Origin of the sequence: uncultured Altererythrobacter sp. (assembly GCF_913057185.1) — a bacterium.
In the GTDB taxonomy this organism is placed as follows: Bacteria; Pseudomonadota; Alphaproteobacteria; order Sphingomonadales; family Sphingomonadaceae; genus Erythrobacter; species Erythrobacter rubellus.
Genome location: NZ_CAJXNK010000001.1, coordinates 382123 through 395180 on the forward strand (window position 1 = coordinate 382123; position 13058 = coordinate 395180).

General features: G+C 56.9%; 11 protein-coding genes, 1 tRNA gene and 1 pseudogene. 8 read left to right on the plus strand and 5 right to left on the minus strand.

Going from position 1 to position 13058, the window contains the following annotated elements:
• Positions 1–43: 43 nt before the first annotated feature.
• The 3 genes and pseudogenes from QZ487_RS01835 to msrB form a co-directional block, all read left to right on the plus strand.
• Positions 44–316: pseudogene (locus tag QZ487_RS01835) on the plus strand (ATP-binding cassette domain-containing protein); the annotation flags it as partial.
• Positions 317–507: 191 nt separating this feature from the next.
• A complete protein-coding gene (locus tag QZ487_RS01840) occupies positions 508–1848 on the plus strand; it encodes a cytochrome P450 (protein WP_296023066.1) in 1341 nt (446 codons plus the stop codon).
• An 82-nt stretch (positions 1849–1930) separates the two neighbouring features.
• Positions 1931–2425 (plus strand): peptide-methionine (R)-S-oxide reductase MsrB, encoded by a 495-nt coding sequence (gene msrB, locus QZ487_RS01845; RefSeq protein ID WP_285976077.1) that lies wholly within the window; start codon positions 1931–1933, stop codon positions 2423–2425.
• Between the two features lie 382 nt (positions 2426–2807).
• On the opposite strand, the gene QZ487_RS01850 is transcribed toward msrB, so the two are convergent.
• From QZ487_RS01850 to QZ487_RS01860, 3 genes are all read right to left on the minus strand, one after another.
• Positions 2808–2892 (minus strand) — tRNA-Leu (locus QZ487_RS01850).
• A 103-nt stretch (positions 2893–2995) separates the two neighbouring features.
• Positions 2996–3277, minus strand: a complete 282-nt coding sequence (locus QZ487_RS01855; RefSeq protein WP_285976078.1) for an integration host factor subunit beta — start codon at positions 3275–3277, stop codon at positions 2996–2998.
• 189 nt (positions 3278–3466) lie between these two features.
• Positions 3467–3805 (minus strand): GntR family transcriptional regulator, encoded by a 339-nt coding sequence (locus QZ487_RS01860; RefSeq protein WP_296023068.1) that lies wholly within the window; start codon positions 3803–3805, stop codon positions 3467–3469.
• 244 nt (positions 3806–4049) lie between these two features.
• Between QZ487_RS01860 and QZ487_RS01865 the strand changes: the two genes are divergently transcribed.
• The 5 genes from QZ487_RS01865 to QZ487_RS01885 all read left to right on the plus strand — a co-directional run bounded on the left by QZ487_RS01865 (position 4050) and on the right by QZ487_RS01885 (position 10242).
• On the plus strand, positions 4050–5570 hold the full coding sequence (locus tag QZ487_RS01865) for a peptide MFS transporter (RefSeq protein WP_296024098.1): 1521 nt from the start codon (positions 4050–4052) through the stop codon (positions 5568–5570).
• Positions 5571–5693: 123 nt separating this feature from the next.
• Positions 5694–7094 carry an amidohydrolase gene (locus QZ487_RS01870; protein ID WP_296023069.1) on the plus strand — a complete coding sequence of 467 codons (1401 nt, stop codon included), beginning with the start codon at positions 5694–5696 and terminating at the stop codon, positions 7092–7094.
• Positions 7094–8383: an amidohydrolase family protein gene (locus QZ487_RS01875; RefSeq protein WP_296024099.1), complete on the plus strand. Its 1290-nt coding sequence runs from the start codon at positions 7094–7096 to the stop codon at positions 8381–8383. Before QZ487_RS01870 ends, QZ487_RS01875 begins: the two co-directional genes overlap by 1 nt.
• Positions 8384–8456: 73 nt before the next feature.
• Positions 8457–9131, plus strand: coding sequence for an NnrU family protein (locus tag QZ487_RS01880; RefSeq protein ID WP_285976082.1), 675 nt, complete (start codon positions 8457–8459; stop codon positions 9129–9131).
• Between the two features lie 109 nt (positions 9132–9240).
• Positions 9241–10242, plus strand: coding sequence for a VacJ family lipoprotein (locus QZ487_RS01885; protein WP_296023071.1), 1002 nt, complete (start codon positions 9241–9243; stop codon positions 10240–10242).
• Positions 10243–10244: 2 nt separating this feature from the next.
• On the opposite strand, the gene QZ487_RS01890 is transcribed toward QZ487_RS01885, so the two are convergent.
• On the minus strand, positions 10245–11036 hold the full coding sequence (locus QZ487_RS01890) for a crotonase/enoyl-CoA hydratase family protein (protein ID WP_285976084.1): 792 nt from the start codon (positions 11034–11036) through the stop codon (positions 10245–10247).
• 49 nt (positions 11037–11085) lie between these two features.
• Complete coding sequence (gene dxs, locus QZ487_RS01895; protein WP_285976085.1) at positions 11086–13008, minus strand: 1-deoxy-D-xylulose-5-phosphate synthase; 1923 nt, start codon at positions 13006–13008, stop codon at positions 11086–11088.
• Between the last annotated feature and the right edge of the window lie 50 nt (positions 13009–13058).

The following is a 13058-nucleotide window of genomic DNA, read 5'->3' on the forward strand; positions in this document are numbered from 1 at the left end:
TTGCTCCCGTTTGGCCCTGACAGTTAACAGGGCTTCCATGGAAATGTCGGTAAGCGATCACGCCCCTGCGGGCAATGCAGCGATAGCAGAAGTCAGCGGCGTACCGCTGGCCATAGAAGCTCGAGGTCTCGTCAAGCGATTTGACGGCACACTGGCGGTGGACGGGGTCTATATCTCCGCACCGCAAGGAGCGATCTACGGCATTCTAGGGCCCAATGGTGCGGACTAGACTACCACTTTGCGCATGCTGCTTGGCATTATTGATCCCGATGAAGGCTTGCGCCGCGTATTCGGGCATGACAGACGGTATGATGTCGGGCTTTGGTGGTGCGAATAAGATCAGCTTGAACCAACGGTTCAAAGCCCGTTTCGCAAAGGCCGGCTGATCATTTAAAGATGCACGATAGGTCGCAATTCGCAACTGACTATTGACATTGCTGTCAATAAGGCCAGGATGAAACATGCAATGACAGGCGGCCAAACGAGTCGCTTGCGATGGAGAGAATTATGGCCACGATCGCCCCGAAGCGCCCAGAGGTGCGCAGTTCGCCAACAGCCTATGAGGCGCTGAAAAAGCACCTTGCCGAGCATCCGGAAGACGCGCTGGAGCATACCCACAAATGGGATGTGAGCCGCAGCGATATCTACGTCGAGAATAGGTGGCAGCCGATTTTCAAGGAAATGCGTGATGCAGGCCCGCTGCATTACATTCCTGAAAGCCGGTTCGGCCCCTATTGGGCGGTGGTCGGCCACAAGGCGATCCAGCACATCGAAGCACTGCCGGAAACATTCTCTTCAAGCTGGGAGCATGGCGGGATCACGATCCTCGAACGGTTGAGTGATGAAGAAATGGCCGCGCGTGGCATCGAAGAACGCCGCGAGCTGCCGATGTTTATAGCGATGGACAGGCCTCAGCACACCGGCCAACGCCGCACAGTAGCGCCCAAGTTCACTCCCAGCGGTATGGCCGAGATGGAGGGCGAAATCCGTCAGCGCACTGGGGAGTTGCTTGACACCCTCCCGCGCGGCGAGGTGTTCGATTGGGTCGACAAGGTCTCGATTGAGCTCACGACAGGCATGCTTGCAATTCTGTTTGGTTTCCCTTGGAAAGATCGCCGACTGTTGACCTACTGGTCCGATTGGTCTGGTGATACGGAACTGGCCACGGTTCGTGAGCTTGACGAACTGCGCTGGAGCATCCTTCAAGAGATGGGCGCCTATTTTCAGTCGCTATGGATCGAGCGCACGCATGATAAGGAACCCGGCAACGATCTGATCTCAATGATGATCCATTCCGAAGCGATGAACCAGATGAGCCCGGAGGAATTCATGGGCAATCTGGTGTTGCTGATCGTTGGCGGCAATGACACGACCCGCAATTCAATGAGCGGGATCATTTATCAGCTCGACAAGAATCCTGACCAGCGTAAACTTTTCGAGCAGAAGCCGGAATTGATCCCCAACGCAGTGCAGGAAATCCTGCGGATGCAGACCCCACTCGCACACATGCGCCGCACCTGCACCGAAGACACAGAAGTGTTCGGACAGCAGATCAAGAAAGGCGACAAGGTCGTGCTTTGGTATCTTTCTGCCAATCGCGACGAGGAAGTTTTCGAGAATTCTGACAAGCTCGACATCGAGCGGGAGAATGCGCGGCGCCATATCTCCTTCGGCTATGGCATCCATCGTTGCGTCGGCGCGAGGTTGGCAGAACTGCAATTGCGTGTGTTGTTGGAGGAACTGCACAAGCGCCGGATGCGCGTGCGTGTTGCGGGTGATATCGAGCGAGTCCGCGCGAATTTCGTGCATGGCTTCCGCAAGCTCGAAGTCGAAATCACCGAGTTTTGACAATTCTTCGGCCATGAGCTGAAACCAATCGGCCGTTTCTCCGGTATACATGGGTGTAGAAGCAAAAGATGGGACAGAATTTATGGCCGGATTTATGACAAACCGCCGCAAAGTTCTCGCAGGCTTGGGTGCCAGTGTGACCATGCCGATTCTGACGGGTTGCGGGTCATCGCCCGCCCAGGCGAAAGATTTTCCAATCAAACTCAGCGAAGCCGAGTGGCGGCGGAAGCTATCTAGTCAGGAATTCTACATCCTGCGCGAAGCAGGCACGGAGCGCAGCTTTACCTCACCGCTCAATGACGAGAAGCGCGAAGGGACATATCACTGTGCCGGATGCGGCAATCTGATCTATTCTTCCGAAACAAAGTATGAAAGCGGCACCGGCTGGCCCGCATTCTGGCGTGCCGAAGCAAGCGCTGTCGGTACATCGGTTGATTACAAAATTGGCATTCCGCGCACCGAAGTGCATTGCGCCGATTGCGGCGGTCACCTTGGGCATATCTTCGATGACGGGCCCCGACCGACCGGCAAGCGACATTGCATCAATGGTGTCGCGATGGACTTTAAGCCGGCCTGAGCTGGCCTCGTTCTAATCGCGGATTACGCGCCAAACACTAAACTCGTCTGGACCACCCAGATTAACCCGCTCAAGCCATTGCGGCGGATCGTCGCCTCCGCAGCGGGCTGAAGTTGCGCAGCTCGAGCAGGTCGCTGCTCAGAGCCGATCTGCCGTTGGACTGGTCGGATCAGAAGGCGGTCTTGGGCGTCTGGCACTCACGGTAAGTGAGGTCTATAAAACGGCCTCCTGAGACTGTGGCCAGAAATCCCGCATGAACGACCTGGTCCGCCAGTCTCCCGACCTCACTCAAAACGATGCACTCGCAAAAGCGCGCGGAAATGCTGGCTACGCAGGCGCCAGCGCGCGAACCCGCTCAATGTCTGGCGATTTTGAGAGTAGGTGGTGCGGGTGACTGGACTCGAACCAGCACGACCAAAGGTCAGGGGATTTTAAGTCCCCGGCGTCTACCATTCCGCCACACCCGCATTCCTGCTCGCCAACGCGAACAATGCGAGCAGCGCATAGCGAGCGCGCCAACGCGCGGCAATGGATTTGAACCGAATTTGTAAAGGCGGGTTTTGTTAGGGCCTATTCGTCGTTTAGGCGACGGCGCATTTTCTTGCCTGGCTTGAAATAGGGTACGCGCTTGGCTGGAACGTCCACTGCTTCACCGGTACGCGGATTGCGCCCGGTTCGCGCTTCGCGCTCCCGCGTTGAAAAAGCGCCAAAGCCGCGCAGTTCAACCCGGCCGCCTTCAGCCAGCTGCTCCGATATTTCATCGAAGAAAATATCGACCACTTGTTCGATTTCGACCGAACGCAATTCAGGGTTGTCTTGATGAAGTGCTTGCAGCAATTCGGATCTGATCATTTTTTTCTCCCGACCGCTTTTTTTGGCGCAATCGAAGGCCAAGGGGACCACGCCCATCAAAGTGACCACGTCGACCCGGGAGGCAATCCATTTCCCGTGACATAGAAGTTACAGAAAAACGCGGAATTCGCAAGCTAGCATACTGTGTTTTGCCACCACTTGCACCACGCTAGCCCAGTTTTTAAAAAATCACGCTTCTTCAACGAGTTCCGACAGGTCAATACCTAGTCGATTCATACGCTGACGAATTTCTGGCCATTCATCTTGCAAGAAATTTTGTCGTTCCCGGCTCCGCAATTGATCGGCAGCGCCTTCAACCACATACATGCCCACGCCGCGCTGTACCTCCACCAGACCATCATTCTGGAATTGCTGATAGGCCTTAGCCACTGTCAGCGGGTTCGCGCCTTCTTCTGCCGCCAATGCACGTACAGACGGGAGCATATCACCTTCGGCATAGCGGCCTTCGATGATGGCTGCTGCGATCTGGTCACGCAGCTTTAGATAGACTGGTCGGTTTTGGCTCATGTTTTCCCTCGCGAATAGTGCGTCGCTGCCATAACACAGTCATGCGCGTCAAGTTCCCGGCCCGCGGAGCAATAAAAGCAGTATCGTTTGAAACAAATGCTTCACTTGCCTGATTAACGCGTTAGTGTGCGCTGCTTTTCGTCCGTAGGCATCGCGGATCAGATAATGGAATACACGGGGAGGGTCGTTCGTGACACTTGAAGAAATCATCGTTGCCATCGCTGCAACGTTTCTGGTTCTGCTGCTGATAGGCGGTGCAACCATCGTAACTTCGAAGAATGACGAATTTGCGGGACACCCCAAAGGGCTGTTTGTTCTGTTCTTCGCCGAGATGTGGGAGCGCTTCTCCTACTACGGCATGCGCGCACTGCTCATTTTCTATCTTACCCAACACTGGCTTTATAATGACGAGAAGGCCTCGGTTATCTACGGCGCTTATACCGCGCTTGTGTATATCGCACCGGTCCTGGGCGGCTATCTGGCCGATAAGTATCTCGGTCAGCGCAAGGCGGTGTTGTTCGGCGCTGTCCTGTTGACCATCGGTCACTTCCTAATGGCATTCGAAGGCCAGGAAGCAGTCGGACACGAAGCCAACCCGATGATTGATGTCTTCTGGGCGGCATTAGCCTTCATTATTGTCGGCTCCGGCTTCCTGAAGGCCAACATATCCGTGATTGTGGGGCAGCTCTATCCGCGTACGGACATCCGCCGCGATGGTGCTTACACCATCTTCTATATGGGCATTAACGTAGGCGCGGCTGTCGGCACGATTATCGCCGGTTATCTCGGTCAGACCTATGGCTGGGCCTACGGCTTCGGCGCCGCCGGCATTGGTATGCTGCTTGGCCTTATCGTCTTCATCGTGTTTAAGCCGCTGCTGCTAGGCAAAGGCGAAAGCACAGTTCCAGAGAAACTCGAAGCGCCAATCATGGGCATCAAGTTCGAGTGGTTACTTTACATCGTCGGCTTTGCGGCTGTCGCTGTAACATGGTGGCTGGTGCAAAATCAGGCAGTCGTAGGATCCATCCTGGGCGTATTTGGCTTGGCGCTTGTGGCCTTTGTCGTGTGGGAAGCCATCAAGATCGGCGGTGAAGACCGAGACCGCATCTTTGCAGCAATGTTCCTGATTATCGGTTCGGTCTTGTTCTGGGCGTTGTTCGAACAGGCTGGTTCATCGCTGAACCTGTTTACCGATCGCTATGTCGACAGGCAGGGTGTTTCAGCATCGATCTTCCAATCGATCAATCCGATCTACATCATCATGCTCGCACCGCTTTTTGCAGGGCTATGGACTTGGCTCGCAAAGAAAGGGGTTGAACCTTCAACACCGGCCAAATTCGGCCTCGCGCTGATCCAGTTGGGTGCTGGTTTCCTTGTGCTGGTGTTCGGTGCGAGCGTGGTAGGGATGGAGAATATGACACCGGTCATCTTTATCTTCCTCATCTATCTGCTGCACACCACGGGTGAGCTCTGCCTTAGCCCGGTTGGCCTGTCGGCCATGAACCGGCTTGCGCCTGCGCATATGGCGTCGCTCATCATGGGTACTTGGTTCTTTGCCTCGGCCACCGGTAACTTTGTTGCCGGGCTCATCTCGGCCGCGACCGGCTCGGAAGCTGCATCCGGGGAAGGTGCGGCCAAGGAAACCGTGCTTGCGGTCTATAGCCAGATCGGCGGGATCACAGTTGGCGTTGGTGTCGCGGTTATTGTGATCAGCCCGCTGATCAAGAAGCTGATGCATCTCGACACCCTGAAGGATGACGACTAACTGCTCGGCGGTGCCGAACTGGGCAAACCACAGGTTGGTGGCGTCTATCCGGCTTCGAACTAAACAAATTTAGCAAATCAGGGCCTCGGCACACGCTGGGACCCCGAAAATAAGGGGATACGCATGGCTAGCGTAATGCGCGTAATCGTGGGAATGGGAAGCGCCATGGCGCTGGCCGCCTGCGCAACCACTGACAGCCGGGAGGCTTTGGCCGATAATGGTGACAGCAGCAGCACAGCGGTTGAGACTTCTCCCGCATTCAACAAAGACCCTTACCCCAGCACCTATCAACCCTACCCGGGAATACCCACCGCCTTGGTTGGTGCGAAAGTTTTTGACGGCACAGGCCGCGAATTCGCTGACACCACCGTATTGTTCCGCGATGGCAAAGTTGAAGCGGTCGGAAGCGGACTCGACACGACCGGCTACACCGTGATTGATGGCTCAGGCAAATATGTGACGCCGGGCATCATCGATATTCACAGCCATTTGGGGGACTACCCATCTCCGTCGGTCCCCGCGCATTCGGACGGCAACGAAGCAACTTCGCCTACTACGCCTGATGTCTGGGCCGAGCATTCGGTCTGGCCACAGGACCCGGGTTTCAGTCGCGCACTTGCCAATGGTGGTGTTACATCGCTGCAAATCCTGCCGGGATCAGCCAATCTGGTCGGCGGGCGCAGTGTCACATTGAAGAATGTGTATTCGCGCACCGTTCAGGGCATGAAGTTTCCCGGCGCGCCTTACGGCATGAAGATGGCTTGTGGAGAGAACCCCAAGCGGGTCTATGGCGGTCGCAACCGCCAGCCTTCCACCCGCATGGGCAATTTCGCGGTCAATCGCCAGACCTGGCTTGATGTGATTGCCTGGGCGGACAAGGATGATCGCAAGCGTGATCTGGGCAAGGAAACCATGGCCGGCGTGCTTGATGGGGAAATTCTGGTTCACAATCACTGCTACCGCGCCGATGAAATGGCGCTGGTGATGAGCATGGCGAAGGAAATGGGATACCGCGTTTCCGCTTTTCACCACGCGGTCGAAAGCTACAAGATCGGCGATCTGCTGCGCGAGAACGGTGTGTGTAGTGCAATCTGGGCCGATTGGTACGGCTTCAAGATGGAAAGTTATGACGCGATCCCTGAAAACGGCGCATTGCTGTATCAAGCGGGCGCATGCGTGGTGATCCATTCTGACAGCGATCAGGATATCCAGCGTTTGAACCAGGAAGCCGCCAAGGCGCAGGCGGCTGGCGCGCGCATTGGGATTGAAATTCCCGATGGTGAAGTGATCCGCTGGATCACTCTGAATGCCGCCACCGCGATGGGCATTGAGGAAATGACCGGCAGCCTGGAACCGGGCAAGATGGCTGATGTCGTGCTATGGAATGGTGACCCGCTGAGCGTCTATTCACGGCCAGAAAAGGTCTGGATCGATGGCGCCTTGCTGTTCGATGCAAACGACCGCAAGCGTCGGCCGGTTAGCGATTTCGAGCTTGGTCAACCCGGCGAAGGAGATGTGAAATGATGATCCGAGCATCACTTCTTGGCGCGGTTGCCGCGCTGGTCTTTGCCGCTCCAGCCGCAGCGCAGGATTTCATCATCGTCAATGCCACGCTGGTATTAGGCGATAGCAGCGAACCCTTCGAAGACGGTGTCGTCGTGGTCGAACGCGGCCGCGTCACCTATGCCGGGCCTGCAGCCGGACAATCTTACGCAACCGGTCAGATCATAGATGTGAACGAGGCTTGGGTGACACCTGGCCTGGTCGCAGCCGTGACTGACCTTGGCCTGGTTGACGTCAGCGGCGTGCAGTCGAGCAATGATGTGAGCGCCGGCAGTTCGCGTTTCAACGCTGCGCTCGATGTAACCCCTGCGATCAATCCGACCTCTCAGCACATTCTGGTCGCGCGCACCAATGGTATTACCCGCGCGTTTGTTGCCCCTGATCCATCCAATTCGATCTTTGCCGGGCAGGGCGCGGTGATCGATACGTCTGGCAACAGCGATGTTGTGATGAAGCCGCGTGCATTCCAGATGGTGACTCTGGGCGAGGACGGTGCACGCCGTGCCGGGGGCAGCCGCACCGCTAGCCATGTCGAATTGCGCAACGCTTTGCGGGAAGCCCGCGATTTCGCGGCAGGGCGATGGAGCGGTGACGACAATCTGCTGACACGCGCCGATGCAGAGGCTCTGGGTTCGGTTATTTCGGGTCGCCAACCGCTGCTTGTCGCTGCTGATCGGGCTTCGGACATTCGAGCTGTGATCGCGCTTTCGAAAGAATTTCCGCGACTTGACCTTGTGCTTGTCAGCGCAACCGAGGGTTGGACCGTGGCATCCGAGATCGCAGCAGCGGGCATTCCAGTGATTGCTGAAAGCTTGCAGGATTTGCCAGAACGCTTCGAACAATTGGCTTCCACCCAAAGCAACATCGGCCGCATGCATGCCGCTGGCGTTGCGGTGGCGTTCAATGCGTCTTCTGCACGCTTCACCCACATGTACACGCAGTATGCCGGCAATTTGGTCGCGCTATCGCGCATGCCAGGAGCAAGCGGGTTGACCTGGGGCGAGGCGTTCGCTTCGATCAGCTCAGCTCCTGCGGAAGCGATGGGCATGGGCGGCCAGATGGGTGTGCTGAAGCCGGGTGCTGTGGGCGATGTCGTGGTGTGGGATGGTGATCCGCTGGAAGTTTCCAGCGCAGCCATTCGCGTATTCATCGATGGCGTCGAAGCTCCGCTTGAAAGCCATCAGACCCGCTTGCGCGAACGCTATCGCAATCTGGATGAAAGCGATTTACCCAAGGCCTACGACTGGTAGTTTTTCCCCGCGCCCGCTTGCCAATTCTGTCTTGTTGTGGCCAATTCCGTCACAGACGGTGGGGAGATAGGGCATGAGTGACGCACTGGTTCAATTGGTCGCGGCGAATATCGCATTTGTTGGCACGCATTTCGCGATGTCGCATCCGTTGCGCGGACCGCTTGTCGGGGTGCTCAAGGAAGGCGGCTTCAGCGCAGTCTATTCGCTAGTAAGCGTCGCCACCTTGTTCTGGGTCTACCTAGCCTACAAAGCCGCGCCGTCGGACGACCTTCCCGGATCGGGCGAAATCGGATGGATTGTCGCATCGGCCCTCGCCCTAATTGCATTGGTCTTTTGGGCGGGCTCATTCGCTGGAAACCCAGCCATGCCGACTCCCAAGGCCGCCGAACAGGCGCGCGCTAAGCCGAAGGGCATGTTCCGCGTTACCCGCCATCCAATGATGTGGGGCTTTGCCCTCTGGGCGCTCTCGCACATTATCCTTTGGGCGAACCTCCGAAGCGTCATCATTGCATTCGCAATTGGCATTCTCGCGCTGGTCGGCGCTAAACTACAGGACCGCAAGAAAGCAGCGCTGATGGGTGATGTCTGGGCCGAATGGTCCAGCCGAACAAGCTATTGGCCGTGCTGGGGCAATATCTTTTCCGTAGGTCTGATCTATTGGGCGATCGGGCTGGCGGCCTGGCTTGCGCTCAGTTGGGCACATATGCCCTTAGGCGGGATACCTGCAGGCATCTGGCGCTGGTTCTAGATCGGATCGTCGACACAAAGTCGCAATTGGTCCATTGCCGGTAAGCTTTTGTTTGTCTTGAAGCTTCACTTTGTGCCACAACACGGCCGCGGGGTAAGAAAGGTAAAGCATGGCGATATCGCTGGCATCTTCTGTATTCCTCGTTTCAAGCTCCCCAATTGCCGTAATGATGCAGCCGCAAGCAGTTGTTTTGGTACAAAGCTCGGCACCGCAAGAGACGCAGGTGTTGGAACAGGCCGAGGAAGCACCACCGACGGACAATCGCAACGTTATTGTCGTGACCGGAGAGGGTGCCGATCCGTTGAAGGACCCGCTCGAGAACGTCAATATTCAGGCTTATAAGCTGACACGCGATATCGACAGGGCTTTCGTCGAACCGATTGCGGATGTTTATGGAGAGGATTTGCCGAGCCCGATCCGCAAGGGCCTGAGAAATTTTCTGCGCAATCTGATGGAGCCGGTGAACGCGCTCAACTACTTGCTGCAACTGAAACCAGACAAGGCGCTGGAAACGGTCGGACGCTTCGCGATCAACACGACCGTGGGCGTGGCTGGGCTGTTCGACGTTGCCAAGAAGGAACCAATCAACCTGCCCTACCGTCGCAATGGTTTTGCCAACACTCTGGGTTATTACGGGGTTGGCCCGGGGCCGTTTCTGGTGCTGCCGCTGGTGGGCTCAACAACGCTGCGCGATCTGCTTGGCAGCGGGATCGACCAGTCAATCCTGCCGTTCGCGGTCGGCAAGCCGCTCAATACACCCTATTACGCAATCCCCGCGTATACAGTGAATTCGCTGGAATTCCGGATCGAGTTTGACGAGCGGATCGGCCAGATCAAAGATAGTGATGACCCTTACTATGCGCTGCGCGAAAGCTATCTGTGCAACCGGGAGGCGGATATTGCCACACTTAAGAATCAGCCCCCACCTCGCAATTGCAGCATCGAAGCGATCATGCGCGGCCCGGAACATGCGCAATCTCTGATACCGCAGGACACGCTTGAGGATGCATCGACTGGCGAGGCGATGGCGGTCGAACCGGAGCTCGAACGTCCTGCGATCATTTATGTCAGCGAGGAAGTGGTCCAGCCGCTGCCTGCCGACTACCGCTAGCGCTATTCGCCTTTGAAATTCGGCGCCCGCTTTTCGATCAAGGCATTAACACCTTCTATGTGATCTTGCGTCAAATGGACCATAGCCTGCGTATTCGCTGCCAATTCCAGCGCGGTGTCGTATGACACATCGCGACCTTGCCGCATCAGGTTCTTGGCATGGCGCAAGGCATGTGGCGGCATGGCGGCGATTTTGTCGGCAAGCGCATTTGCTTCATCGAGCAGAGCCTCGTGAGTCACTACGCGGCTGACCAAGCCCCATTCCCGCGCGGTTACCGCGTCGATCACGTCTCCGGTGTAGAACAACTCGGCCGCACGCGCTTCGCCGATGATGCGCGGCAGGATCCAAGTGCCACCGTCGCCCGGAATGATCCCGAGCTTCAGGAAAGTCACACCGAACTTCGCTTTCTCCGACGCGATACGGATATCGCCGAGGCACGCGACGTCACAACCCAAGCCAATCGCAGGGCCGTTGACGGCAGAGATCACCGGCACGCGCAAGCCATAGAGTGCGCGCAGCATGCGGTGGATATTGTCACGGTACCCGTCAGAAATAGCCGGCGCGCTACCGCCGAAGGTGCCACTGCGTGACTTCATCGCCTTGATATTGCCGCCAGCGCTAAACGCCCGGCCCGCGCCCGTCAGGATGACGCAGCGCACGTTCATATCGCGGTTGATGTCATCGCAAGCCTTGGCAAAGATGTCTCCATCACCCGGCGCCCCCAACGGGTTCATTGTCTCTGCGCGATCAATGGTGAGCGTCGCGATGTGATCGGTATTGTCAATTATCAGCATCAAGCGCCTCCAGAAATTGAACAGCTATGCGCACCTGCTGTCTTCGCGCTTACACCCGCGCTTCTTCAACGCCTGCTGAATTGTGCCGAAAAGCGCGCAGCACAGTCGCGACAATGTCAGGCGCATTGAGGCCAGCTTCATCATACTGCTTGTGCGGATCGTCGTGGTCCTGAAAAACATCGGGCAAGCGCATGGTGCGCACTTTCAGACCATTATCTGTCAGGCCTTCATCGCTGGCAAAGGTCAACACATGCGCGCCGAGCCCACCAATCGCGCCTTCCTCAATTGTCACGACCACTTCATGAGCGCGCATCAGTTTCTCGATCATGTCCTTGTCGAGCGGTTTTGCAAAGCGTAGGTCCGCGACAGTGGTCGAGAGACCTTTAGCCTCCAAAGTTTCCGCCGCTTTCTTTGCCTCAGCGAGGCGTGCGCCCAGGGACAAGATCGCGACCTTACTACCTTCGCGAACGATCCGGCCTTTGCCAATTTCCAGCTTCTGCGGGACCTCGGGCAACTCAACCCCCACGCCGTTGCCACGCGGATAGCGGAAGGCAATCGGGCCTTCATCATATTCCGCCGCGGTATAGGTCATATGGACCAGTTCGGCCTCGTCAGCAGCCGCCATCACGACGAAGTTCGGCAGCGTCGCAAGATAAGTGATGTCGAATGATCCTGCATGAGTACAGCCATCCGCCCCCACAAGCCCTGCGCGGTCAATCGCGAAACGGACCGGCAGGTTCTGGATCGCCACATCGTGGACCACCTGATCATAGGCGCGCTGCAGGAATGTTGAATAAATCGCCGCGAACGGTCGCATGCCTTGCGCGGCAAGCCCGGCTGCAAAGGTCACGCCATGCTGTTCCGCGATGCCAACATCAAAGGCGCGTTCGGGATGCGCCTCAGCAAAACGGTCAACGCCCGTACCGGAAGGCATTGCGGCAGTGATCGCGCAAATGCGCTTGTCAGTCTCAGCCAGCTTGGCGAGTGTATCACCGAAGACGTTCTGATAGGCTGGCGGACCGGCAGCAGACTTGGCTTTCTCACCCGTTACCACATCGAACTTGGGCACCCCATGATACTTGTCAGCGCTGTTTTCAGCCGGCGCATAACCCTTGCCCTTTTGCGTCACGACATGGATCAACACTGGCCCTTGGTCGCTATCGCGAACATTCTCGAGCACAGGGATCAGGTGATCCAGATTATGGCCATCAATCGGTCCGACGTAATAGAAGCCCAGCTCTTCGAACAGCGTCCCGCCAGTTACCATGCCACGGGTGAATTCCTCAGCCTTGTCGAGTGCTTTGTGCACACGGCGAGAAAACTTGCGTGTCACTTTGGATGCAAGCGAACGTAAGCCGAGATATTCGGAGGAAGACACCATCCGCGCAAGGTAAGCGGACAGACCGCCCACGGGCGGTGCGATCGACATGTCATTGTCATTCAGGATCACAACCAGGCGATTGCCCGCCTGCTCGGCATTGTTCATCGCTTCATAAGCCATGCCCGCGCTCATTGAGCCGTCACCAATCACTGCGATGCCGCGCCCGGTCTTGTCATTAAGCTTGTTCGCCATAGCAAAGCCCAATGCCGCCGAGATAGAAGTCGAGCTGTGCGCGGCGCCGAACGGGTCATATTCACTTTCAGCACGCTTGGTGAAGCCGGAAAGCCCGCCGCCCTGCCGCAGGGTGCGGATCCGGTCACGACGGCCGGTGATGATCTTGTGCGGATAGCATTGGTGGCCAACGTCCCACACCAGCCTGTCTTCGGGCGTGTTGAAGACATAGTGTATCGCGGTGGTAAGCTCTACCACACCCAAGCCCGATCCGAGGTGCCCGCCAGACGTGCTGACAGCATCAATCATTTCGGCGCGAAGCTCGTCGGAAAACTGGCGCAGCTCCGACTTGTCGAGCTTGCGCAGATCAGCCGGAGATTGAACCCTATCCAGCAACGGTGTTTGCGGTGCGTGACTCATAAGCCAAACACTTACACTCGAAAATCAGAACTGTCGATGAACGCTTTATC